The following is a 23,914-nucleotide window of genomic DNA, read 5'->3' on the forward strand; positions in this document are numbered from 1 at the left end:
GGAGGAGGGGAGGGGGCTGCCAGCGGGTCGTCCTCTCGTCGATCGGAGGCCCGGCGGGCGTGATTTGCCGGGCTGAGGAAGCTCAGAATCGCTGATTTGCGAATCCATGTCCAACACTATCGATAAGGGTTAGTTATCGATAGTGAGAAGCATGCGCCAGAAGGCATCGCTATGACGGAAGCCAACGCCGTGATAGCTTCCGTTTCACCGATTCACGTTAAGGTTATCAAGACCTTGCCCTCCGCCTACCAGATCCCGGATCCGCTACCTTGGAGCCAGATCGCCGGCCCGCTCGCGACGGCCGAAGACGCGCTGGCCCGCCTCGACGAGCGGCTGGCCAGGAGCCCGGTCCGCGACGGCTGGATCGCCCGGACCCACTTCTCAGACGCCGCTGCCGCCCTGTGGCTGGAAGGCGAGCTCGTCCATCTCGACGATCTCGTCCTCCACGACGCCGGCATGGACGTCCGCGCCCCGACCCACGAGCTCACGCGCGCCCACGCCGTTCTGCGAACGCGACGGCGCATCGCCGACGCCAAGCCCGACTGGGCGCTGTCGGTGGCCGGGCTGCGGGGCAGGGGAGAGCAGGGCGACCGGGAGGAGGAACGCGGCAACCGGAATGAGGAAGAGGATGAGGTGCGCGATCGCGAAGACGAAGACAGTGAGGCGGATGCGCCCGAGCGGTTTCGCGTGGCCCCAGCCGACGACCGGATGGCCGACATCTTCGCGGCCGTCGACGCCGCGATCGCCCAAGCCGACCGCACGCTGGCCGGCGAGACAACCGATCGGCGCCCGAAGCGACCCGAGCGAGACCCGCTGGTCTACGATCTCGACTGGGACGAAGATGAACGTCTCGACGCATGGCGAGCGGTCGTGGACCAGACACGCAACCTGCCGCCGGCGCTGGCGACGGCGATCGCCGCCGACGCGTGGCACGCGCTGGAACCGCTACAGCACGCGCCATGGCTCGGCCGGCTGCTCGCCGCCGCGCTGCTGCGGGCGCGGGGAAAGGCGCGCTCGCACCTGCCTTGCCTCCATGACGGCCTCAAAGCGATCCCGCGCGAGCGGCGGCGGCCACGCGACGCGGCCTCCCGCCTCGCCGTTCAGTTGGAGGCGATCGCGGCCGCGGCCGAGGCCGGTCTCAAGGATCACGACCGTTGGCAGACTGCCCGCACCCTGCTGGCCCGCAAGCTCGCCGGCCGCCGCTCCACCTCCCGGCTGCCGGCGCTGATCGACTATGTGTTGGCCCGGCCGATCGTCTCGGCCGGCATGATCGCGCAGGAGCTGAGGATCACGCCACGCGCCGCCCAGGACCTGGTCGGGGAGCTCGGTCTGCGGGAGGCGACCGGCAGAGACAGGTATCGGGCGTGGGGGGTGCTTTAGATGTCGCCCGACGATGGTGATTTGCGTTGTTTAAATCGGGCAGTAACCCCATCGTGAAACGCTGCATTTGCGGTTATGATTCGCCCAACAGGAGAAAGTAAAGCAGAGCCATGGCCCGCGGGGAGTTGATGAAAAAATTGCTGGCCAGCTACGGTCGGGACGATGAGTTCCGGGCCGTAGCGGAGCAAATCATCGGCGAAGAGGAAAAGAAGAACAACCGCGTGCTGGCGCGCAGCCTGCGCAAGACCCTTGAGGCCGGCCCAAGCCGGCCGAGCGGTCCGAAGGCGCTTGCGCCCCTGCTTCCGTTCCCCGAAGCAGCCGCCGACTTCATCGAGCGGATTGAACCGCAGCACACGCACAATGATATCGTGCTCGGGGCGACGAACGTGCGGGTGCTGCTCGGCCTCGTCAAAGAGTTTCGCCGCGCCGACGAGATCCGGCGTCACGGCCTCAAGGTCCGATCCAAGCTTCTGTTCTGCGGCCCGCCGGGATGCGGCAAGACGCTGTGCGCGGAGATTTTTGCAGCCGAGCTCGGTCTGCCGCTGTTCCTCGTCAAGCTCGATAGGCTGATCTCGTCCTACCTGGGCGAGACGGCTGGCAATGTCCGCAAGATTTTCGAGTTCGCCCGGAAACAGCCCTGCGTGCTGTTCTTTGACGAGTTCGACGCGCTGGCGCGCTCGCGCGATGACTCGAGCGAGCACAATGAGCTGCGCCGTGTCGTCAACAGCCTTCTGTTGTTCATCGATCATATTCAGCCGAAGGGCTTTCTGATCGCCGCGACCAACCTTGATCAATCCCTCGATCCGGCGGTTTGGCGGCGCTTCGACGAGGTCGTCTGGTTCGACAAGCCGGATCGCGCGATGATCGCCCGCTTCCTGCGGCTCAAGTTCAAGAACATCGCGACCGCGTTCGATCCGCTGCAGCATGCGGCCGCGCTGGAGGGCTATTCCTACGCCGAGATCGAGCGCGTCTGCACCCAGGCGGTCAAGACGATGATCATCGATCGCCGTAAGCAGGTGCAGGCCCGCGACTTCAATCGCGCCTTGGAGGACGAGGCGCGCCGCCGGGCAGGACAGTCTCGCCTCGCGTCGCCGAGCTAGGCGCGCCGTGGCCCGATACGATCACCTCGAACTCGTCCGGCTTCCCGAGCAATTCGAGCGGCGCAAGCACGGCGGCGGCGGACCGCCGCCACCGCGCGATCGCGGCCAACACACGACGAAGCTGCGCGAGGAGCTCGACACCGCGACCCAGGAACAAAGACGCCGGCGCAAGCCCGAATTTGTCGACCCGTCTCTGATCCTGCGCGTGCAGATGACGGGCGCCCTGCTCGAGGAGGAGTGGGAACGGCTCGGGCTCACGGTTTTGTCCAGCGACGCGGACCGCACGCTCGTGCTGTTCGCATCGAGTGAAGACATGCGGGATTTCCGCGCGCGGCTTGACGCCTATCAGGGCGGCCCGCCCCCTGGCCAGAAGCACGCCCCCTACGTCAACTTCGTCTCCGGGATCGAAAGCATTGGATCGGTCGAGCCGCGTGATCGGATCGGACCACGCTTGCGGGAAGAAGGTTTCGCTGATGTCGAGGATTTCGTCGCGCAGACATCCTATCTGGTGGACATCGAGCTTTGGGATCTGGGCGAACGTCGCCTCCGCGAGCGCAAGCTTGAGGATGTCATCCGCTACGTCGAGGCACGAGGTGGCGATGTCTTTGATCGCTATGTCGGCCCCTCGATCAGCATGTTTCGCGCGCGTCTGACGGGCGAGCTGCTGCGCACGTTGCTGACGGTCGAGGAAATCGCGGCGATCGATCTGCCGCCAGCCCCGGACGTGACCACGGCAGAGGCGCTCGACATGGTCATGGCGGATGCGCCGCCATTGAATGCCGTGGCCGATGACGCACCGCTGATCGGCATCATCGACAGCGGCGTCAACGATCACCCATTCCTGGCGGATATTCTTGTCGGTTCGATCGGCGTACCGGCCGATCTCGGCACCGCGGACGTCTGGGGTCATGGCACTCGCGTGGCCGGTGTGGCCGTGTTCGGCGATCTTCGTGCGCAACTCGACGCCGGCGCATTGCAACGCGGCGCGCGGCTTTGTGCGGCGAAAGTGGTGAACGACCAAGGTGGCTTTGACGACAGGCGCCTCGTGCCCTCGCAGATGCGCGAGGCGATCGCGACCCTGTACCAGCGCTTTGGCTGTCGGGTCTTCGTGATCGCGCTTGCCGACCGCCGGCGCGTCTTCGACGGCGGCAAGGTCGGCACATGGGCCGCCACGCTCGACGAATTGGCGCGCGAGCTCGACGTCGTCATCGTCGTCTCGTCCGGAAATCGCAGCCCGCGCGGCGGCAATCGTCTCGAACAGGCCGTGACCGAATATCCGCGCTATCTTCTGGAGGATGCCAACCGGCTGTTCGAGCCGGCCGGCGCCTTGAACGTCATCACCGTCGGCGCACTCGCGCACGGTGAGGGTCTCGATCCCGATCGCGCCGACGACGTCCGCGTCCGCGCCATCACACGCCTGCATGAGCCGGCGCCGTTCTCGAGGATCGGGCCGGGACCAGGCGGGGCAACCAAACCCGACGTCGTTGAGATTGGCGGCACGCTGATTTTCGATGCCGTCGTCGCGCGGCTGCGGGGAGGGGAGGACGTCGGCAGCGCCGGTGTTCTGACGCTGCATCACAGCTATCTCGATCAGCTCTTCACGGCGGGATCAGGCACGTCCTATGCCGCGCCGCGCGTTGCCTTCAGCGCCGCGCAGATCATGACGCGCTTCCCGCAGGCCTCAGCTAATCTCGTGCGGGCGCTGATTGTGGGATCTGCGGAAATCCCGCCGCCCGCCAGCGAGCGGCTTCAACTGCTTGGTGCAGATGCGACGCGGGCGATTGTCGGTCACGGTCTGGTGGATCTCGAACGCGCCGCATTCTCGGACAACGCGCGCGTCACGCTTTACGCCGAGGATGAGATCGCCCTCGATCATTTTGCCGTCTATCGGATTCCGATCCCGGAAGCGTTTCAGGCTGGGGGAAACGGTGAGCGCTGCATTCGCGTGACGCTGGCATTCGATCCACCGGTGCGTCACACCCGAAATGATTATGCAGGCGTTGGCATGAGCTTTCGGTTGGTTCGCGGATGCCAGCCTGACTTGATCTTCGATCATTATCGCAAGCGTGACAAGGACGACGGTCCGTTCCCTGAACTTGCACCGCGATACAATTGCAATCTCGTTCCCGGACCGCAATTGCGCGAGAAAGGCACCGTTCAGTGTGCAACTGTCACGTTCAAACGCGGTGTCGAAGAATACGGCGACAGCTACTATCTCGTCGTGCGCTGCGAAAGCGGCTGGGCGACCCATGTCGATCGGCAGCAATTCGCAATCGTGGTCGAGCTTCTGCAAAAGGCAGACGTCCAACTCTATGAAAGAGTGCGCCAGCGGATTCGCGTCCAAGCTTAGCACCGACACGCCGACCTTTGAATACAGTCGATCGAGGTGGGCGACAGGCGTCGGAGCTATCGTTCCTGCATAATCGCCAAGGGAATGTTGAACTCGCAATTCAAGCCATCTGGCTCAAATCTGAGCCGAGCTTCACCTGACAATTGACCGGGGAGCGCCTCTTCGATCATAGTTCGATCGACCAGAACGACTTGTTCAAAGTCCTGACTATCGTTTCGGTTGTCGGCGTGCCGCCGACGCTATTGGCGGGTATTTGGGGGATGAACTTTTAGAACATGCCGGAGTTGAGCTCGACATGGGGATACCCTTTGTCCTGGCTTGCCATCGTGCTTAGCCCCATTCTGCCCCTCATCTGGTTCAAGCGCCGTGGCTGGTTTTAGTCGCTGCGTGCTCGAACGATCGAAAGATATGAGGCGAGCCGCGCTATGTCAGCGATCCAGCTTTCCGCCACGCCGAAAGGCAATGGCTATCAGGCGACCGTGACATTTCCGGATGGCGTCTCGATGAACTCGGCGGAGACTTATCCGACGATCGCCGGAGCGATTGCCGCCGCGGCGCGAAAGCTGTTGGACATGACGGACCGCTTAGAAGCGCTGGAGCGGGAGGCGACCGGGAGAGACAGATATCGGGCGTGGGGGGTCCTTTAGTATGCCGACCATACGCCAGCCGACACCAGCGCCGATGCCCGTCGCTATCCCACCCGCCATGATCAAGGAGCTTCGCCACCTGCTGGCGTCGGCGATCTCTGACGCCAAAGCCTATGACGTACCGGGCTTGTGCCGTCGGTTGAATCTGGCGGACGGCGAGGAACAGGAGGCGTTCGCCAGCAAATACAAATATGCCCAGAAGCGGCTTGCGGATGTATCGGCCGAACAGGTCGTCGTCTCCGCTCGCGAGCTTGCCGCTGAAGAGCAGCGCTTCGAGCTCAGTGAGCAATTGGCCAAGATTGACGAGCTAAACGGCCCGGCGGTCACCACGCTCACGCGTCGACGTCTGATCGCGCTGTTCGAAGGCCGCCCGCTGGCGCGCGAGATCGAGGACATCGAGCTTATTCGCGGCCTTTGGCCGATCGGTTCTCTTCGCGCACCTCATCCCAGCGATGAGGCAACGCTCGAGGACTATCTCCATCGCCATACTATCCGCAACGACGACCTGACCCAGCGCGATGTGCTGGAGACGCTCGGGCTGCTAACGTGCTCACGCGCGCAGCTATTTAAATTCCTTGCCGCCGTCACGGCGCCAGATGCGTTCTCGGGGAGCGAGCAAATCGAGCTGGCCGAGAAGATCGACGGCCTACTGCGGCACGACGGCTATACGTTAGCCTTGGCGGGACGAATTTCTGGAAGTCCATTTTACGCCGTGAGAGTCGCACCAACCGGATCGCCAGCAGATGCCAGCATCTCCGCGACGCTGGCCGCCTTTGACCCGACGCAGGTGCACGCGCGTTGGACCATGGCCATGGAGCGGCGCGGCTCGGAACCGGCAGGCGCAATTACATTGGCCCGCACCCTGCTCGAAGACGTCTGCAAATGGATCCTCGAGGAGGCGGGTGAGACCTGGCAAGAAGCTGACGATCTGCCGGCCCTCTACCGCAAGCTCTCCAAAGTCCTGAAGCTCGCGCCCGACGACCATACGGAGCAGGTCTTCAAGCAGATTCTCGGAAGCTGCCAGTCTGTTGTCGAATCCTTGGGCGCCCTGCGCAACAAGCTCAGTGATGCGCACAGCCCTGGGCCGAAGCGCGCGCGCCCACAGCCAAGGCACGCGGAGCTGGCAGTCAATCTCGCTGGCGCGATGGCCACCTTTCTGGTCGCGACCTGGGAGGCGCGCAAAGAGGCGCGTGGCGGATCGTCATCGGAGGCTGCGCACGGCATAGGCCGGAAACCGCGGGGATGATGACAACGGCGGTCACAAGCGAAACGAACCTGCCGATGTCAGTCGACCTATCGATGGCGGAGGGCCGCTAGCGCGGTTTGCGGAACCGACCTGAGTGCCGAAGAATACTATGAGCACAACGGACTATGCGGCTATCACGCGCATATCGCGTCGAAGGACGACGCAACCCGGGATTAGAATGTCAACTCGGGAATCCTTGAGTGGTCTGGTTTCTGGCTCCGGCAACGTGGCGCCCTTCCTCCGACAGGCTCGCCGTGGCCGTCAGTCGCTCCTGAAAGACGTCCTGCAATAGGGTCAGAAAGGCACGCACGGCAGGGTTCGCGCGGCGGCTTTCGGGCCATACTGCAGTAATATTGTGCCGCTCTACCGCAAAGGCGGAAAGCACTGGGACGAGGTCGCCGCGCGTGACGTAAGGCGCCGCAATGAAGGAGGCGCTGATCCCGATGCCGCCACCGGCCGCGAGCGTCACGAGTACCGCATCGCTTACGTCGACGACGATGCTCGCGGTGGGTACCAGCTCGATCTCGTGACCGGCAATCTGAAAGGGCCAGCGAAAGCTTTGACCTGTGCTCTGATAACGAAGGTTGACGAGGTCGTGCCCCGCCAGATCGTCGGGGTGCAGCGGCGCGCCGCGCGCCGCAAGGTAAGCGGGTGACGCAAAGCAGCAGAGTCGATAAGGGGCAAGGCTCCGCGACAACAGGCGCGAATCCGCCAGATCGCCAATGCGTATTGCGACGTCGATGCCTTCCTCGATGATGTCCACCATCCGGTCAGTCAGTCTGAGATCGACCGTCACTTTGGGATGACTCTTTCGGAACGCAGGCAGAGCGGGCGCGATCACATGCAGTCCGATCGGCAGCGACGCCGCCACCCGCAAGTTGCCCGACGGCTCTGAGCGCGCGCTCATCGCCGCCTGCTCGATCGCTTCCGCCTCGCGCAGCAGACGCAGCGCGCGCTCGTGAAGATCGCGACCCTCTGGCGTGAGTGTCAGCGACCGGGTCGTGCGGGTGAAGAGTGGAACCCCCAGATGCCGCTCAAGGCGCTGGATGCTCTTGCTGACGGCTGAGGGTGAGACCGATAAGGAGCGAGCAGCGGCTGTGAAGCTACCCATCGAGCCAGCACGCGCAAACGCGATCAGGCCGGTCAACCGCTCCAAAAGCATTTGTTCCTTCATGGCACTATTGAAGCGCCATTGGAGCAGATTATCAATGCCGGGACCGGTGTTATATCGGTGTCTGAGCACCGAACGGCGAAAGGAGATCATGATGAGCGATACAATGAAGGCGATCCGGCAGCACGCGTTCGGCGGTCCCGAGGTGCTGGTCTATGAGGATGCCCCGAAGCCTGAGGTGAAGCCAGGCGAAGTGCTGGTCCGGGTTCACGCCGTCGGCCTCAATCCACCCGACTGGTATCTGCGTGAGGGCTACAAGATGCTTCCGCCCGAATGGCAGCCGCGGGTGTCGTTCCCGCTCATCCTCGGGACCGACATCTCCGGCGTCGTCGAGGCCGTGGCCGGCGATGTCGAAGGTTTCTCCGTGGGTGACGAGGTCTATTCGATGGTCCGATTTCCCTCGGGCCTCGCTGGCGACAGCAGGGCTTACGCCGAGTATGTCAGCGTGCCGGCTTCCGAAGTCGCGATCAAGCCGGCCGGGATCGACCATGCGCACGCCGCGGGGGCGCCAATGTCGCTGCTCACCGCGTGGCAGTTTCTGGTCGATCTGGGGCACGACGCGCCCAACCCGTTACAACCGTATCCGCATGTGCCGGTACCGTTGGAAGGCAAGACCGTTCTCGTCAATGGAGCGGCTGGCGGCGTCGGACATTTCGCGGTGCAGATCGCCAAGCTGAAAGGCGCCCATGTCATCGCCGTGGCGTCGGGCAAGCACGAGGCGCTTCTGCGCGATCTCGGCGCCGACGCGTTCATCGACTACACCAAGACGCCTCCCGAGGACGTGGCGCATGACGTCGATCTTGTGGTCGACGCCGTGGGCGGACCCGGCACCGGACGGTTTTTGCGCACGCTGAAGCCGGGCGGCGCACTGTTTCCTGTCTTTCCTCTTGGGTTCACCGGCGCGGAGGATGCGAAAAAGCTGGGCGTCACGGTCTCGGCGACTCAGGTCCGGTCGAGTGGCGCGCAGCTGGCGGAGATTGGAAGCTTGCTTGCTGCAGGCACGATCCGGGTCGTCCTCGACAGCACCTATGCCCTTGCCGACGCGCGGCTTGCGCACGAGCGAGCTGCCAAGGGGCACATTCAAGGCAAGATCGTCCTGGCGGTAAAATGACGTCAATCCCAAAGCCGCGCCTTGGGACGGCGCCTGGTTCGAGATGGTCGGCGCTTTGATGAGCGAAGCGGCAAGGCCGTCCGGGCTGCCGGCGGGGCTGAGTGTGTCGTTTGTCGAGCCCATTCGGACGGCGGCTCGCCGTCGGAGGTGTAGTTTACGGCATCCGCTCCGACGTCATCGATCCGGCTGCTTGAACGTAAACATCGTTCAAAAAATCTCGGTTTGCTCTCTTGAACTGAGTTTTTGGTTCTCCCAAATCCGTCTGCGTCGGGGCTTCGGCCCGACCAATAGGCGTCGCAGAGACGCTGTGACGCTGCTTGTAATCCATGTTGCTTTACGGAGGATATGGCTATGAGAAGCTTCGATTATAGGCCCCTTTACCGCTCGACGGTGGGCTTCGATCGCCTTCTCGACATGCTCGATACCAGCGTGCGCTCAGACTGGCCGCCTTACAACATCGAGAAGAAGAGCGACAACGACTACCGCATCACCATGGCGATCGCCGGCTTCAGCCCGGATGAGGTGGAGCTCACCCAGGACGGTCCTGAGCTCATCGTGACGGGACAGAAAAGGCCGAGCCAGGAGAATAGGCAGATTCTTCACCAAGGGTTGGCGATCGGCGATTTCAAACAGGCGTTCAAGCTTGCCGACCACGTCAAGGTCGCCAATGCTACGTTGGAGAATGGCCTGCTGTCGGTCGATCTGGTGCGGGAGATTCCCGAGGAGTTGAAGCCTCGCCGGATCGCCATCGGTTCGACGCGCAACGCCCCATCGGCGGGAGACAACGGCAAGACGAAGCAGATCAGCCAAAATACGGAGCCGCAGCGCAAAGCTGCCTGAGCCCGTCGACCAAACCTAAACCCTGCGATTTGCCTCCCGATCTATCCGGGTGTCACGAATTGCGGAGAAACGGAGATGACTGAATATAGCAGCTTTTCAAACATTGATCGCCATAAAGCACGCCGCAGCGCTGGACATCCGATATTCCAGCAGCCTGATGACGTTATAAATGATCCGGAGATGAGCCGTGCTGAGAAGCGGGCCCTGTTAGCCTCCTGGGCGTCTGACGCCCGCGCAGTTCCGGGCTCTCCATCGCTGCGTCAGCTAGAGGATCCCTCTCGCCGAAACGATCGACGGCTTTGAGGCGCTCAGAAGCGCCGGGAAAATACGCTATTGGGGTGTCGGAAATTTCCTCATCCGCGATTTGAAGGACCTCGCGGCCATTCCCGTAGGAAAATTGGTGCAGGTAAATCAGATCGCCTACAATCTGTGCCGGCGAGACATCGAGTGCGACCTTCTTCCATGGTGCAGGGAGCGCGGTGTTCCGATCATGGCACACTCTCCCATCTGCGGAGGTCATCTCGCCAGGGACGGGCGGCTTGCCCGCGCGGCAGAGCGGTACGGCTGTAGCCGCGCCCAGTTGGCCCTCGCCTGGGTCTTGAGACAGGATGGAATTGTCGCGATTCCGAAAGCTGGAAACGTACGGCATGTGAGGGAGAACCGCGACGCGCTCGATCTGCGACTTGCCCCGGCAGATCTGGTTGAACTCGATCGCATCTTCGCCATGCCGCGCAGCACGACTTAGCTAGGCGGTCTGTCAGGCTCACCGAACCAGCGCTCGGCCGCCTGGCGAACGCCTTGATCGTCTGCGGCGCTCTCAATCGCCGAGGCAACCATACCATCGGGACGGATGAGGATGGCGCGCAATCCCAGCCGGTTCTCGGCGTCGCCCGAAATGTAGTTGAACCGCCCCTGCCAGCGGCCGGCCAGCAGCCGTAGCGGCGCGCCTGGAGCAAAATCCAGCAGCAGGCCACGGCCGTCCTGCAGGAGCTTCCCGACCCTCGTTCCATCGATCAGAGTGAAATCGGGAGCGCTCCGGCCCACCAAAGGGTGACCGCCGCCGAGATCGTAGCGCAGCGACGGGCCCCATATCTTTTCGGCGAAGTAGGTCGCGCCGTCACGCGTTCCGATGAGATCGCGGATGATAGATTCGAGCGCTCGGGTGCTCGGAGTAGGGCGCATGAGCGCGACCTGCGCGCGGGACCAGTCGAGAATCCGCGCGCCCTCGGGATGGCGTTCAGCGAAATAGCTGTCGAGCAATCCGGCCGGCGCGCGCCCATGGATAGTGGCCGCCAGCTTCCAGCCCAGGTTTGTTGCGTCGCCGAGGCCTAGATTAAGACCCTGACCGCCCAGCGGCGAATGCGTGTGCGCGGCGTCGCCGGCAAGCATCACCCGTCCGTTGCGGTAGGCCGTCGCCTGGCGGGCTCGGTCTGTCCATGTGGTCGCGAGCCGGAGGGCGGTCAAGGTGACGTCGGCGCCGGAGATCCCGCGCAAAACAACCTGCACGTGCTCCATCGTGATCGGCTGTGTGCGGTGGAAGGCGCCGCGATCGAAGTCGACCATCGCGATCGTGCCGGGCTGCGCGTAGGTGTACATGCCCGTCCGCGTATAGGTACGTCCGACGCGGAGCGTCTCCGGGTTTGCCAGTTCCACCTCGACCGAGTAGCCGGTGAATTCGGGATCGGTGCCGGCGAATTCGAAGCCGCCAGCCTTGCGCACGGCGCTGCGCCCGCCATCGCAGCCCACTAGCCATCGCGAGTGGAAGGTCTGGCCGCCAGCGCGGACGATCACGGTGTTGTCGGTTTGGTCGAAAGCTTCGACGCCGACGCCACGCTGGATCTCCGCCCCCATCACGGTCGCCCGGGCAGCGAGGACGGTTTCCAGGGACTGCATGTCCACGGCTAGATTGACCCCGGCCAGACTCGGCAGGCGGTATGTCCACCGCGAGACGTCGATGTCCTCGTGAAAGAACTGGATGCCGGCGAAATGGCCGGCAGGCCGGCGCTGCTGTTGTTGCTGCATCCAATGCGCGAAGGCCTTGGTGGCGCCCGAGGCATTGTTCGCTTGGCTCGCCTCCCTGACGTCGTCGAGCAGGCCGCGGCGATCGAGGACCTCAAGGGTCGGCGCGGACAGACCGCGCATTCCGAACGGCAATGCCTTCAAAGGAGACAGCGGATCGGCAGCCTGCTCCAGGACAAGGACAGAGACGCCTGCGAGACGCAACTCGCAGGCAAGGAAGAGCCCGACCGGGCCGCCGCCGGCGATTACGACTTCGTAGATGGGTTGGGAATTGGGCATGAAACGCTCCTGTGTCGATCACGTTCGACCTGAGCGTTCCTCGAACGAGCGACCTCACGGACGAACAATCGGGACGCCGGGGAGCGTCCCATGCTCGTCGTGGGGATCTCCGACACGAGGCCAAAGACCAGAGCTTTCGTTACCGAAAGGACTTGGGCTTACCAAACCAAGTCTGCCTTTTCCGACACCGGCTGGATAGCGTCTTGGCGATCAATCCGCAACAGACCGAGATGATGTCTCAGCTTGAATTACGGCTCGTGACCCATGAGCCTTTCGCCTTCATCACTCGACGATGCGCCGCCCCGCTGGCCGCACCGTGGCGCAGGTAACGGTTCCGTCGTTATCGGTGCCAATGGCACATGTTGGCATGACAGCTCCGCTATTGGCGGCACGATCCGGCCGGTCATTTCCAATGTCGTCGATGTCGATCTTCATCCTGCAAACCAGGCAGGAGCGGAATCCGGAATTTCACCGGGATCGCCGCCGGCCAATGATGAGCTGGTGCGGTCACAAAGTTGCCCGCCACCCCGGGGGAGGATGGCGGGCAGGCAAGGCGGGTGGGGCTTGGAGCGGCGATATTAACCCGCCTGCACAGGGATGCGTTGAATACTGGGGATTGACTCAACCGTTTTCGGGACCTCGATGGTCAATATCCCGTTCTTGAATGTCGCGCTTGCCGCATCGGCATCGACACCGTCTGGAAGCTGCAGGGTGCGTTGGAAGGAGCCGTATGCTCGCTCGCGAACGATGAGCCCTCCGTCTTCAGTTTTTCGGTCGGTACTCCTTTCGCCGCGGATCGTCAGAGAGCCCTCACTGATCGAAAGCTCGATGTCATCCTCAGAGAGGCCAGGCAATTCGGCGGTGACCGTTATCGCCTTGTCGCTATCGCTGACATCCAGCCGGACGGAATCAGGTGCGGAGGGTGCGAACTCCGGAAATGGGGATGGAAGCATCCTCCAGAATTGCTCAAATGCGCGGTCAATGTCCTGCCGCAGCGCACGAAGCGGGTCCACCGGTCCCGTTTGCGGACCCACGTGCCGCCCGGAGCCGCTCCAAGGAATGAGGTCGGTGATTTTCATCGTCGCCTCACGCCGCCTTGACGGAAATCTTGGCAGCCGGCGCCGGCGTCGCCTTTGGCAGCGTCAGCCGCAGAACGCCGTCTTTGAAAATCGCTTCGATTTTCGCCACGTCGACTGGCTCTGAGATGACAAAACTCCGCTCGTAATTGCCATCCCAATACTCGGCGTGCTGCAGTGTGTAGCCTTCGGGGCGGCTCGGCACCGAGCGCGCCGCGATCCGCAAGAGCCGCTTGTCGAGCGTCACATCGAGGCTTTCGGGATCGGCGCCGGGGAGGTCCAAAACCATCAACAGGCTGGACTGATCCTCGATTATATCTGCTGGAGGGACGAAGACCGGCGCATCTCGTGTGGATTCGGCGGCCTCGCCTACACTGGTGTCCTGAGCGGCCATGACGGGTCTCCTTCAAGTCCGGCTTATTGCGATTTTGCGAGGCCGATCAGCGTCGGGGCGAGGGAGCTCGAGCCGAAGCAGCCCGTTCCGGAACGCTGCGGCGGCCTTCTCCCCATCTACGCGGAACGGAAGGACAAGGCTGCGGGCAAAGGAACCCGCAACGCGCTCTTGGCGATGAACAACGGCGCCTTCGGTGACCGGGTCGGAGGCTCGTTTGCCACGAAGGGTTACTGTGTTCTGATGGACTGCGATGTCGAGGTCATCGGCAGCGACGCCAGGAATCTCCGCAGTGATCACGGCGCCGTCGGGGCCGGTCCAAATGTTGATCGGGGGAAATTCAGACGTTGTGGGGGCTCGCAGGTTGTTCATCACGCGATTCACATCTTGTTGCATGAGTCGCATCTGCCGGAATGGATCGAACGTGCGCCCCGCATTTCCTGGATAGGCGAGCATTTGCCAACTCCCTTTACTGACGTTGAAGGGATCGTGGCGACTCTCCGCCAGATTGGCACTGATGACCGTCAGTTATTTCGCGATTTGGCTGCGCCGGGGCATTACCAAAGGGGACCGCCCATCGGCCTAGACGGGGTTGCCGCTCAAGGTTTGACCGAAAGGGGTAATTGTCCCAGGGTGCAAACAGGGCCGCGCCGGTGCTTGACTCTCGAGGTTCCCGGTCCGGCCCCAATTGTCGCTAGCCCGGCGTTAGCGGCGGACAAGATCGCCCCACGCGGGATCCCATAGGTCTTCGTGCTCAAGCACGATCACGATCCTACGGAAACCGTAACGCTGAAGCAGGCGCTGCGCCTGAGCGAGTGCAAGGCCTACATCGACCTCCTCGCTCTCGTCCGGGCCAACGTGCGCGCCTTCTCGTGAATGCGCCATCCATCCGAGGGTGGCCCGGATGGGGGCCTTCCCTTGCCAGTCAAAAATAGTGACGATGATCTCGTTCCCGGCAGCTGACCCGGGATCATCGAGGAGGGTATATCTGGGTCGCTTCTTCGCAGTCACGTTTGTGTCCAACCTCATGGTCTCACTTTCGGGTTCACACTTCTCGCCGCTCCGTCTGGACAGGCCCTAGCCGCCGCTGCAAATTTAGTCCGTGGAGCGAGCCTGACAACTGCCTGCTGCATCTGATATGGCTAGTTGCACTCGGCTGACACGAACCCAACTGTAGCCGAAAACCGATCCTGATTGTAGCAGGCAAGAGCCGATCCGCAGGATCTGTCAGACCCCTGATCGGCGGAGACGCGAATGCCTGTGGAGGAAAATCAAAAGCTGGTCCGCGCGCTCGACGACCTCTTTCGCCTATCCGCTCTGCAAGCGGACTGGAAGGACTTAGAGGAGGACGCAGTCGTCGAAAGCCTGGCCTCGGTCCTTGTGAAGACCCTCAACGCCGACTTTGTATATATGTCGATAGCGACGCTGCAAGTCGTGGTTGAGCTCGTGTATGGGCCCAACGGACGTCTTCCGCCGCCATTCGTTCCGACTGTCCGCAACTCCCTGTTGGCAGCCATCACGGACGGGGGAAAGATCGTCAGCCCAGTCAGCGGCAACAAGGTGACTGTTCACGCGACGCCAATCGGCAATCACGGCGAGGCGACCGTGATAGTTGCGTCGGACCGGCCCGATTTCCCAACTGAGGTGGAAACACTCCTTCAGCGCATGGCGGCAAGCCAAGCCATGTTGGAATTGCGACGGCGCGAAGAAACTGCTCCGAACGCATATCTCGCAAGGCTCATCGCCGCTTCGTCCGACTTCATCGGCATCGTGAATCTTCAGGGCCGGCCGCTCTTCGTGAACCACGCTGGCCTTGAACACGTCGGCTTGGCTGATTTGCGTGAGGCGTCCGAACTTCATATTGCCGATTTTCTGGCGCTCGGAGACCGCGATCAGCTGCGTTATGGCGTTTGGCATCGGATTCTCTCCGACGGGCGTTGGACTGGAGTGCTACGGCTGCTCCATACCAAGTCGAAGGATAACCCGACCTTTCCTGTTCGATTTCTATCGCCTCGATCTTCCTCCGGCTGGACCGGTCGCGATTGGCGTCGTCGGGAAGGAGGTTGCGAGAACGTCAAAGACGTTGACCGATTCAAAGGAGGGAGGATCCTCTGAGGTCACCGACGAGCGCGACGAGGCGGCAGCTCGTGTGCAAACGCTAAGCGAGCGTGAGCGGCAGGTGCTCGTCCGGCTCGCGGACGGTCAGGCACACAAGGAGATTGCCCACGAACTCGGCATAAGTATCCGAACCGTTGAAGTTCATCGTTCGCGCATGTTGCGGCGGCTAGGAGTGAAAACCGTCGCCGAGGCAATTAAAATCGCGGTTCTCGCTGGCTTAAAGGAGTAGTGCCAAGTGATGCTTCACATCTAAGTGCTGACAAACCCGTCGCGCAAGGATAGCTGTGGCTCCCGCCGAGCAACAAGCTGCCACGTCGACCACTCTCCGAGCGAGCCATTTCCTTATGCGAGAATTCCCATAAGGTGAATCCACAAATAGCTCCTTACCCGCGCGTTTTTCTATCGTCACCACGGTCGTCCAATTGCTTGGACGGTGCCGTTGTGAAGGGGTGTCGATGGAACGTTCAACGCGGTTTGACGGCTCGGACTGCGAGCCACGGATCAACAAGAGTCCGAGAGACCTAAACTCTATCGCCATCCTCAGGACGTTCCAGCGCGATCAGGACATCTTCGAACACCACCATCGCTGTGACTGGTGGTATCGCATCGTTTCTGGAGCGACACGCAAATACCGTATCCGCAGCGATGGACGACGGCAAATTGCGGACATTCGTAAGCGGTGCCCTTACCCCACCTTTCGCGGGCGAGGTTGAGGGGGTGATGTTCCGAGCCTGGAGGGCTTGGGCATATGACGATTTCAGAGCTTACGCTTAAATCGAGCGCCGAGGAGCCGGTCCGGCGGTTCGAGGTTTTCACTGGAGCGGGGCGCCGCCGGGAGTGGGCTGCCGAGGACAAGGCGCGGATTGTCGCCGAGAGCCTCGATCCTGGAGCCACGGTGAGTGCCGTGGCGCGGCGCCATGCCTTGTCGCCGCAGCAGTTGTTCACGTGGCGCCGTGAGGCGCGCAAGGCGAGCGAGACGGTCCCGGCGTTCGTGCCGGCTGTGGTCACGCCGGAGATTGCTCCGGCATCGGAGCCTTCGGCCACATGCTCACGGCCGAAGCGGCGTGGCCGGCAACGCCGGGCGGCGGCGATCGAGGTCGACGTCGCAGGGGTCAGGGTGACGATCGAGAACGGGGCCTCGCCGGCCACCATCGCGGCGGTGATCGGTGCGCTGAAGGGTAGATCATGATCGGCCCGAGCGGCGCGGTCCGCGTCATGGTGGCCACAAAGCCGGTCGACTTCCGCAAAGGGGCGGAGGGCCTCGCCGCCTTGGTGCGTGAGACCATGGGCGCCGATCCATTCTCCGGCACGGTGTACGTGTTCCGGGCCAAGCGGGCGGACCGGGTGAAGCTGGTGTTCTGGGACGGCACCGGGGTCGTTCTGGTGGCGAAGCGGCTGGAGGATGGGGAGTTCCGCTGGCCGAAGATCGCGGACGGCACCCTGCAGCTGACGTCGGCCCAGCTCCAGGCCTTGCTCGAGGGCCTCGACTGGCGGCGGGTACACGAGGCGCAGCGCACGACGACACCGGTCGCCGCCAGTTGAAGAGGCTCGCCGGCGCCCGGCGAATATGATTCACTTCCGGTCATGGCTTCGCTCTCCACCGAGCTTCCCCGTGATCCCGAGACGCTCCAGGCGATGCTGATCGCGCGGGACGCGGAGATCGAGCGCCTGCGCCAGATCATCAAGCAGCTGCAGCGTCACCGCTTCGGACGGCGGGCGGAGAGCCTGCCTGAGGACCAGTTGCTGCTGGCGCTGGAAGAGGCCGAGCAGGTCGAGGCCGCCGGCTTCGCTGCATCCGAGGAGCAGGCGCCGGCCGAGAAGGCCGGACGGGTCGCGAAGCGCCGTGCGAACCGCGGGGCGCTGCCCGCCCATCTGCCGCGGATCGAGACCGTGGTCGATATCGGGAGCGACATCTGCCCGTGCTGTTCCGGCAAGCTGCACCGCATCGGCGAGGACGTGGCCGAGCGGCTCGACATGGTGCCCGCCCAGTTCCGTGTCCTGGTGGTGCGCCGGCCGAAATATGCCTGCCGCTCCTGCGCCGACGTGGTGGTGCAGGCCCCCGCGCCGGCGCGGCTGATCGAGGGCGGCCTGCCGACCGAGGCAACCGTCGCCCATGTACTCGTGTCGAAATACGCCGACCATCTGCCTTTGTATCGCCAGGCCCAGATCTATGCACGACAGGGCATCGCGCTCGACCGCTCGACGCTGGCGGACTGGGTTGGGCGCGCGGCCTTCCTGCTGCGGCCCGTGCATGACCGGCTGCTGGCGGGGCTGAAGACCTCGCCCAAGCTGTTTGCCGACGAGACCACGGCGCCGGTACTGGATCCCGGCCGCGGCCGGACCAAGACCGGGCAGCTCTTCGCCTATGCCCGAGACGACCGGCCCTGGGGCGGCGCCGATCCGCCTGCCGTCGCTTATGTCTATGCCCCTGACCGCAAGGGCGAGCGGCCCGTCGCCCACCTCGACGGCTTCAGAGGCATCCTGCAGGTCGATGGTTACGGCGGCTACAAGGCGCTGGCCGGACGCAACGCCGTGAACCTGGCGTTCTGCTGGGCGCATGTTCGGCGGCGCTTCTACGAGCTCGCCCAGGCTGGCCCCGCGCCGATCGCCAGTGAAGCCCTGCAACGCATCGCCGAACTCTACCACGTCGAGGCTGCGATCCGGGGCCGGACCCCGGATGAGCGCCGGGCCACGCGCCAGGAGAAGAGCAAGCCGATCATCGACGCCCTCGAGCCATGGCTGCGCGCGAAGCTGGCGTTGATCAGCCAGAAGACCAAGCTCGCCGAGGCGATCCGCTACGCGCTCTCGCGCTGGGAAGGGCTGACCCTGTTCCTCGACGGCGGCCGCATCGAGTTGGACAACAATATCGTCGAGCGCTCCATCCGGCCCCTCGCCCTGACCCGGAAGAATGCCCTCTTCGCCGGCTCCGACAGCGGCGCCGAACACTGGGCCGTCATCGCCTCGCTGGTCGAGACCTGCAAGCTCAACGGCATCGATCCCCAGGCCTACCTCGCCGACGTCATCGCCCGCATCGTCAACGGTCACCCCAACAGCCGCATCGACGAACTCTTGCCATGGGCCTACCCGGCGCAGCCGGTCCTCAGCAACGTGGCCTGACGACGACGCTTACGGACATTCACCTCCCAGGTGACTTCTTTGGATTCTCGTCATCCGACTCGCACACGTCCTCGGTGCAAGCAATAGTGGAGGGAACAATAGTTGCCTGTTATCCGCGATCGGCAATTGAGGCTCTCGCGGACTCTGATCCGGCGACTGCCAAGCTCATCCGACTGGGAACCTTCGCGGCAATTGAGAGGCTGGAGCAGCAGACTTTCGTAGTGAGCACCATGTCGGCTCCTGAACGAGTACGAGCTTTCCTGGTCCATTTTAGAGACAGGATCGGCCGATCTGGCGAAAGCGATATAGCACTACCCATTACGCGCTACGATATCGCCGATCTGCTCGGGCTCTCGACCGAGACAGTCTGTCGAGCGTTTACGGATCTCCGCGAGCGGGGCGCAATTTCTCTGGAAGGTCCCCGAAACGTCACGATCATTCGGCCTTAGTGACCGGTCAAGTTACGGGACCTCTCTTCTCTATTCTTGATGAGGACGCAGCTCAGGGGCGCCATGCATATCCGCACCGGAGTCTTCAACAATTGCGCTTTCCGCCTCCTGCAGTTGGTCGACTGTAGTTGAGGTTGCCGCCGGCGCGACGCCCAAGCCGCTGAGCGTTGCCTCTGCCATTGCCGAACCCACGTTGTATTCGGCTGAAATTGCGCGGGTCGCACCGCGTTCTTGAAGATACGTGCGGTCAGCATCGCCGTGAGCCCGCACGAGAACTTCGGCGAGCGCATCTATCTCACGAGCGCGCTCGAGCACGCGCCGCGCTTCGTAGCCATCTGGAACGGCAATGACGATGAGTCGCGCACGCTTCGCACCCGCATCCTCAAGGACGCCCGGGGCCGCAGCATCGCCGTGCCTCACCGCCGCGCCCTCCTCACGAGCCTTTTCGGCACGTCGCCGATCTCGCTCAATTATAACATACGGCGTTCCCGCCTTGCGCAGCGCCGCGACGATTGTGCGTCCGACTCGGCCGGCCCCCACGACAATAACGTGGTCCGCTTGCGCCGTGGGACGATGTTCCACATGCAGACCGAACAAGGGATCGAAGAGACGACCCTCGCCACCTCCCGGCGTGGGTGCGGTCAGCAAAGGCGCCATGAGCTTCGCAGCCGCAAATGCAAATGGATTGACAGTGATCGAGAGCAACGCTCCGGCGAGGATCAGATCACGGCCCTCCATCGGCATAAGCCCTAGGGACACCCCGAAATCGGCGAGTATAAAAGAAAATTCCCCAATCTGGGCTAGCGCCGCGGATACGACCAAAGCGGTCGACATCGGATAGCCTAGTGCGAGCACGATCCCTGTAGCGGTAAGAGCTTTGCCGAGCACAATCACTAGGACGACTGCGATCACCGACAGCGTATCATTCACAAGGATTGAGGGGTCAAAGAGCATCCCGACCGAAACGAAGAATAGCACCGCGAACGCATCTTGCAGCGGCAGCGACTCGGTAGCGGCCCGGTGACTGAGCTCGGACTCGCTGAGCACCACCCCCGCGAAGAATGCGCCAAGTGCAAAAGAGACGCCGAACAGCGCCGCCGACCCGTACGCGATCCCCAGTGCTATCGCCAGCACCGCCAACGTAAAGAGTTCCCTCGATCCTGAGCGCGCTGCCTGCCTGAGCAGCCACGGTACGGCACGCCTCCCGAAGACCAACACGACCGCAACGAAGGCGCCGACCTTGATCAGCGTGAGTCCAAGCGCGAGCCCAACACCTGCCGTCCCGGCGCCGATCGGCGCTGCCGGGGCGTCGGCGCCGATCGGTGCCGCGAACGCGGGGAGCACTACCAAGGCCAACACCATGGCAATGTCCTCGACTACCAGCCAACCGACGGCGATCCTGCCGTTGGGGGAGTCCAGCAGACTTACTTCATCCAGCGCGCGCAGCAGAACCACCGTGCTTGCCACTGAAAGGGCGAGGCCAAACACCAGGCCCGCACTCCAATTCCAGCCCCATGCCCTCGATACGAGGGTTCCAATGAGAGTTGCGGTCACGATCTGGATCATCGCGCCTGGCACAGCGATCCGACGCACGACGAGGAGATCGTTGAGGGAGAAATGCAGCCCCACGCCGAACATCAGCAGGATGACGCCCAGTTCAGACATCTGGCGCGCCAACTCGACATTGCCCACAATGCCGGGTGTATTCGGACCAATCGCGACTCCGGCAAACAAATAGCCGATTAGAGCCGGCAGGCGCAAGAATCGCGCGGCCAGCCCGAAGCCGAAGGCAAGCACGACTCCGAGCGCCAGCATTGTGATAAGTTCTGTTTGGTGCTGCGGCATGGTTCCGGTCGAGGTCGGTTGGCAACGAAAAAAAGATAAGCATTCTCGCACGAGACTGCACTGACGATCGACAGCGTTATCGCCCGCTCGCGGCTTCCTGATTGATCTCGGCCCTCGTGAGTCACGACATTTAGAGGCTGCCGGCGCCATCAACCTTGCCCTCTAAACTCGCCCGCAGCCGGGTCAGGGGCTGGCCGGGTGACCAGCCATCAGACATCGCTCTCCGCGCCCGAAGCGTCGCAATCCCTCGCGTAGGTGCTCAAGCGGTGGCTTGCTTCATCAGGTGTCCCTTGCGGCCCACCTTGGCCCCCCGCGGGGGGCCGGCGTCGCGGCATCGCAAAAGCGTCCGCGTCTCTGGGACGGGGGGAACCAAGTAGAAATGACGACCGATAAATAGCCGAAATGGCTAGGACTACTATGTCGGTGATTTAGACCCATGACCGTGCCGAGTGGAGGACGTGCAATGAAACCGTTGCGCATCCTGGTTGTCGAAGACGACTGGCTTGTCGCGTTGGATCTCAAGCATATGCTCGAGCGACGCGGGCGCGAGGTTGTAGGGACGGCCGCAGACGCAACCGAGGCCCTCGCAGCGGCGCTGCGAACTTCGCCCGACTTGGCGCTCGTTGATGTCAATTTTCGTGACGGACCTTCGGGTGCGAGTATTTCAGCGGCGGTTGTTAGGGAGACGAAAACGCCTGTGATTTTGTGACCGCCAATCCGGAGGCCCTCCCGGGGGATTTTGCGTGCGCATTGGGCGCCATTGAGAAGCCATGGGGGCCGGAGGTCATCGACGAAGTTCTCCATTTTATAGGCCGATACCGAACCGACCCTATGACGCCACCTCCGTCACGAATGATCTTGCCGGCCTCACTGCGCGGTCCTTCTCGCTTCGCGCGTGCGACCGCCGCTTAGCATGCACCTGTGCGTACCTGAGTGCCTTCTCCAGGGGACGTCTGTTCCGCTAGCTCGGTGAGTTCGCTTTCTTCGAGAGTCTCTTTTTCGAGCAGCGTCCGGGCCACCCGGTCCAATGACTCGCGTCGCTGCTGCAACAGGCTGACGCTCCTTGCGAAGGCTTCTTCCACGATGCGCTTCACCTCTTCGTCAATTTCGGCGGCCGTCTTCTCAGAGTAGGAGCGTTCCTCCGGACCGTAGTAGGGCTGATCGGTTCCAATAAATGAGCGGCGGTCCTTTTCAAGAGCCACGTGGCCGAGTCTTTCGGTCATGCCATATCGCGTGACGATGGCGCGCGCGATATCAGTGACCTTGGCCAGATCGTCGGCGGCACCCGTTGAAAGGTGGCCGTAGATGATGTGCTCGGCAGCCCGTCCGCCGAGCAATACCGCCATCTTGTTCTCCAACTCTTCGCGGGTCATCAAGAAGCGATCCTCGGTCGGGCGCTGTATCGTGTACCCAAGGGCGCCCACCCCTCGTGGAATTATCGAGACCTTGTGCACCGGATCGACCCCAGCCAGCGCCATGGCGACCAGCGCGTGGCCTGTCTCGTGATAGGCGACGATCTCGCGTTCTCTCGGGTTGAGGAGCCGGTTGCGCTTCTCTAACCCTGCAACGATGCGTTCGACGGCGTTGTTGAAGTCTTCCATGCTCACTGCATCGGCTTTGCGCCGGGTTGCCAGCAGCGTCGCCTCATTTACGAGGTTGGCCAGATCGGCTCCGGTGAAACCGGGCGAGAGCGCGGCGATCTTATCCGCGTCAACGTCGGGCGCGAGCTTGGCTTTCTTCAGGTGCACGTTCAGGATCTGGATACGGCCGGCCTTGTCAGGCCGGTCCACCAAGACCTGGCGGTCAAAGCGGCCGGCGCGCAGCAGAGCAGGGTCAAGGATTTCCGGGCGGTTGGTCGCTGCCAAAAGAACGAGACCGGTCGACGAGTCGAAACCGTCGAGCTCGACCAGCAACTGGTTAAGCGTCTGTTCTTTCTCGTCGTGGCCACCCACAAGCGGTCCGAGACCCCGCGCGCGGCCGAGCGCGTCGAGTTCATCGATAAAGATGATCGCGGGCGCCTTGGCACGCGCCTGCTCGAACAGATCGCGCACCCGCGCTGCGCCTACGCCGACGAACATCTCGACGAACTCAGAACCTGAGATGGAGAAGAAGGGCACGCCGGCCTCGCCGGCCACGGCCTTAGCCAGCAGCGTTTTACCCGTTCCAGGCGGACCGACAAGCAGCACGCCCTTCGGCATGCGTCCGCCAAGCCGGCCGTACCCGCGGGGATCTCTTAGGAAGTCGATGATCTCCTTGAGTTCATCTTTGGCCTCATCGACGCCGGCGACGTCCTCGAAGGTGACGCCGGTGTCCTTCTCGACATAGATTTTTGCTCTGGACTTGCCGATCTGCATCAGCCCACCACCGATGCCGCCACCCACCCGTTTGAGCATGAACATCCAGATGCCAAGAAAGATTACGACCGGGACAACCCAGGACAGGAGGTCTCGCAGGAACGTGCTCTCGATCTGGCCGCTGACGACGGTACCGTGCTGCTGAAGGTCGCGGGCAAGGTCGGGCTCGACGCGCGTCGTGATGAAGAAGGATCGGCCCTCGACGGGCTCCTTGAAACGCCCTTGGATAAACCGGTCCGATACTGCCACCTCTGCGATCCTACCATCGCGAACATAAGTCTCAAATTGACTGTAGGGAATTTGAGCAACTTGAGTGGCGGTCGCGTAAAGGTACTGAAACGCCATCAGTAAAAAGAACGCGCCGATCCAGTACCAAATATTGAACTGGGTCTTCCTGTCCATCTCCATTCAGTGCGCTCCA

General features: G+C 62.8%; 24 protein-coding genes and 1 pseudogene. 17 read left to right on the forward strand and 8 right to left on the reverse strand.

Annotated elements, in window-relative coordinates:
- The first annotated feature begins 171 nt into the window (after nucleotides 1–171).
- The 6 genes and pseudogenes from V5G24_RS25715 (at nucleotide 172) to V5G24_RS25740 (ending at nucleotide 6,723) form a co-directional block, all read left to right on the forward strand.
- Nucleotides 172–1,380, forward strand: a complete 1,209-nt coding sequence (locus tag V5G24_RS25715; RefSeq protein WP_394016016.1) for an RHE_PE00001 family protein — start codon at nucleotides 172–174, stop codon at nucleotides 1,378–1,380.
- Between the two features lie 128 nt (nucleotides 1,381–1,508).
- Nucleotides 1,509–2,480 carry an AAA family ATPase gene (locus V5G24_RS25720; protein WP_244617013.1) on the forward strand — a complete coding sequence of 324 codons (972 nt, stop codon included), beginning with the start codon at nucleotides 1,509–1,511 and terminating at the stop codon, nucleotides 2,478–2,480.
- Nucleotides 2,481–2,487: 7 nt separating this feature from the next.
- Entirely contained in the window at nucleotides 2,488–4,830 is a 2,343-nt protein-coding gene (locus V5G24_RS25725) for a S8 family peptidase (RefSeq protein WP_393986291.1), read from the forward strand.
- A gap of 176 nt (nucleotides 4,831–5,006) precedes the next feature.
- Nucleotides 5,007–5,210: pseudogene (locus V5G24_RS25730) on the forward strand (CorA family divalent cation transporter); the annotation flags it as partial.
- 45 nt (nucleotides 5,211–5,255) lie between these two features.
- Nucleotides 5,256–5,477, forward strand: a complete 222-nt coding sequence (locus tag V5G24_RS25735; protein WP_137902088.1) for a helix-turn-helix domain-containing protein — start codon at nucleotides 5,256–5,258, stop codon at nucleotides 5,475–5,477.
- Nucleotides 5,478–5,535: 58 nt separating this feature from the next.
- Nucleotides 5,536–6,723 (forward strand): abortive infection family protein, encoded by a 1,188-nt coding sequence (locus tag V5G24_RS25740; protein ID WP_137902103.1) that lies wholly within the window; start codon nucleotides 5,536–5,538, stop codon nucleotides 6,721–6,723.
- Nucleotides 6,724–6,904: 181 nt separating this feature from the next.
- On the opposite strand, the gene V5G24_RS25745 is transcribed toward V5G24_RS25740, so the two are convergent.
- Nucleotides 6,905–7,897, reverse strand: coding sequence for a LysR family transcriptional regulator (locus V5G24_RS25745; protein WP_137902087.1), 993 nt, complete (start codon nucleotides 7,895–7,897; stop codon nucleotides 6,905–6,907).
- An 88-nt stretch (nucleotides 7,898–7,985) separates the two neighbouring features.
- Between V5G24_RS25745 and V5G24_RS25750 the strand changes: the two genes are divergently transcribed.
- The 3 genes from V5G24_RS25750 (at nucleotide 7,986) to V5G24_RS25760 (ending at nucleotide 10,590) form a co-directional block, all read left to right on the forward strand.
- Nucleotides 7,986–9,005, forward strand: coding sequence for an NADP-dependent oxidoreductase (locus tag V5G24_RS25750; RefSeq protein WP_137902102.1), 1,020 nt, complete (start codon nucleotides 7,986–7,988; stop codon nucleotides 9,003–9,005).
- Nucleotides 9,006–9,356: 351 nt separating this feature from the next.
- A complete protein-coding gene (locus tag V5G24_RS25755; RefSeq protein WP_137902086.1) occupies nucleotides 9,357–9,845 on the forward strand; it encodes an Hsp20 family protein in 489 nt (162 codons plus the stop codon).
- Between the two features lie 325 nt (nucleotides 9,846–10,170).
- The gene (locus tag V5G24_RS25760) at nucleotides 10,171–10,590 is read left to right on the forward strand and encodes an aldo/keto reductase (protein ID WP_394016028.1); all 420 of its coding nucleotides are present in this window, start codon (nucleotides 10,171–10,173) and stop codon (nucleotides 10,588–10,590) included.
- On the opposite strand, the gene V5G24_RS25765 is transcribed toward V5G24_RS25760, so the two are convergent.
- The 5 genes from V5G24_RS25765 to V5G24_RS25785 form a co-directional block, all read right to left on the reverse strand.
- Nucleotides 10,587–12,143 carry an FAD-dependent monooxygenase gene (locus V5G24_RS25765; protein WP_394016018.1) on the reverse strand — a complete coding sequence of 519 codons (1,557 nt, stop codon included), beginning with the start codon at nucleotides 12,141–12,143 and terminating at the stop codon, nucleotides 10,587–10,589. The two genes, V5G24_RS25760 and V5G24_RS25765, sit on opposite strands and share 4 nt — an antisense overlap.
- A gap of 282 nt (nucleotides 12,144–12,425) precedes the next feature.
- On the reverse strand, nucleotides 12,426–12,578 hold the full coding sequence (locus tag V5G24_RS25770) for a DUF5990 family protein (RefSeq protein WP_171021013.1): 153 nt from the start codon (nucleotides 12,576–12,578) through the stop codon (nucleotides 12,426–12,428).
- Between the two features lie 143 nt (nucleotides 12,579–12,721).
- Nucleotides 12,722–13,222 (reverse strand): Hsp20/alpha crystallin family protein, encoded by a 501-nt coding sequence (locus V5G24_RS25775; RefSeq protein ID WP_137901561.1) that lies wholly within the window; start codon nucleotides 13,220–13,222, stop codon nucleotides 12,722–12,724.
- Between the two features lie 7 nt (nucleotides 13,223–13,229).
- The gene (locus V5G24_RS25780; RefSeq protein WP_137901562.1) at nucleotides 13,230–13,613 is read right to left on the reverse strand and encodes an Hsp20/alpha crystallin family protein; all 384 of its coding nucleotides are present in this window, start codon (nucleotides 13,611–13,613) and stop codon (nucleotides 13,230–13,232) included.
- Nucleotides 13,614–13,625: 12 nt separating this feature from the next.
- Nucleotides 13,626–14,066, reverse strand: coding sequence for an Hsp20/alpha crystallin family protein (locus V5G24_RS25785; RefSeq protein WP_281807059.1), 441 nt, complete (start codon nucleotides 14,064–14,066; stop codon nucleotides 13,626–13,628).
- 294 nt (nucleotides 14,067–14,360) lie between these two features.
- Here V5G24_RS25785 and V5G24_RS25790 point away from each other — a divergent pair, with 294 nt between their 5' ends.
- The 7 genes from V5G24_RS25790 (at nucleotide 14,361) to V5G24_RS25820 (ending at nucleotide 19,294) form a co-directional block, all read left to right on the forward strand.
- The gene (locus V5G24_RS25790) at nucleotides 14,361–14,486 is read left to right on the forward strand and encodes a hypothetical protein (RefSeq protein WP_281807057.1); all 126 of its coding nucleotides are present in this window, start codon (nucleotides 14,361–14,363) and stop codon (nucleotides 14,484–14,486) included.
- 378 nt (nucleotides 14,487–14,864) lie between these two features.
- Nucleotides 14,865–15,725 (forward strand): PAS domain-containing protein, encoded by an 861-nt coding sequence (locus V5G24_RS25795; RefSeq protein WP_394016019.1) that lies wholly within the window; start codon nucleotides 14,865–14,867, stop codon nucleotides 15,723–15,725.
- A 64-nt stretch (nucleotides 15,726–15,789) separates the two neighbouring features.
- The gene (locus tag V5G24_RS25800; protein WP_394016030.1) at nucleotides 15,790–15,957 is read left to right on the forward strand and encodes a LuxR C-terminal-related transcriptional regulator; all 168 of its coding nucleotides are present in this window, start codon (nucleotides 15,790–15,792) and stop codon (nucleotides 15,955–15,957) included.
- Nucleotides 15,958–16,476: 519 nt separating this feature from the next.
- Nucleotides 16,477–16,917 (forward strand): IS66-like element accessory protein TnpA, encoded by a 441-nt coding sequence (gene tnpA / locus V5G24_RS25805; protein ID WP_394016020.1) that lies wholly within the window; start codon nucleotides 16,477–16,479, stop codon nucleotides 16,915–16,917.
- Complete coding sequence (gene tnpB, locus V5G24_RS25810; protein WP_394016021.1) at nucleotides 16,914–17,270, forward strand: IS66 family insertion sequence element accessory protein TnpB; 357 nt, start codon at nucleotides 16,914–16,916, stop codon at nucleotides 17,268–17,270. The genes tnpA and tnpB overlap by 4 nt, the downstream gene beginning before the upstream one ends.
- A gap of 42 nt (nucleotides 17,271–17,312) precedes the next feature.
- The gene (gene tnpC, locus V5G24_RS25815; RefSeq protein ID WP_394016022.1) at nucleotides 17,313–18,845 is read left to right on the forward strand and encodes an IS66 family transposase; all 1,533 of its coding nucleotides are present in this window, start codon (nucleotides 17,313–17,315) and stop codon (nucleotides 18,843–18,845) included.
- 230 nt (nucleotides 18,846–19,075) lie between these two features.
- Nucleotides 19,076–19,294 (forward strand): helix-turn-helix domain-containing protein, encoded by a 219-nt coding sequence (locus V5G24_RS25820; protein ID WP_394016031.1) that lies wholly within the window; start codon nucleotides 19,076–19,078, stop codon nucleotides 19,292–19,294.
- A gap of 30 nt (nucleotides 19,295–19,324) precedes the next feature.
- Here the strand turns inward: V5G24_RS25820 and V5G24_RS25825 are convergent, their stop codons facing one another.
- On the reverse strand, nucleotides 19,325–21,139 hold the full coding sequence (locus tag V5G24_RS25825; protein WP_445322288.1) for a cation:proton antiporter domain-containing protein: 1,815 nt from the start codon (nucleotides 21,137–21,139) through the stop codon (nucleotides 19,325–19,327).
- A gap of 463 nt (nucleotides 21,140–21,602) precedes the next feature.
- Here V5G24_RS25825 and V5G24_RS25830 point away from each other — a divergent pair, with 463 nt between their 5' ends.
- A complete protein-coding gene (locus V5G24_RS25830; protein WP_171021014.1) occupies nucleotides 21,603–21,848 on the forward strand; it encodes a response regulator in 246 nt (81 codons plus the stop codon).
- A 199-nt stretch (nucleotides 21,849–22,047) separates the two neighbouring features.
- Here V5G24_RS25830 and ftsH read toward each other — a convergent pair whose 3' ends face one another.
- Nucleotides 22,048–23,895 (reverse strand): ATP-dependent zinc metalloprotease FtsH, encoded by a 1,848-nt coding sequence (gene ftsH / locus V5G24_RS25835; RefSeq protein WP_137901609.1) that lies wholly within the window; start codon nucleotides 23,893–23,895, stop codon nucleotides 22,048–22,050.
- Nucleotides 23,896–23,914 lie beyond the last annotated feature (19 nt).

The sequence above is a fragment of the Roseixanthobacter finlandensis genome (assembly GCF_043195105.2).
In the GTDB taxonomy this organism is placed as follows: Bacteria; Pseudomonadota; Alphaproteobacteria; order Rhizobiales; family Xanthobacteraceae; genus NCEH01.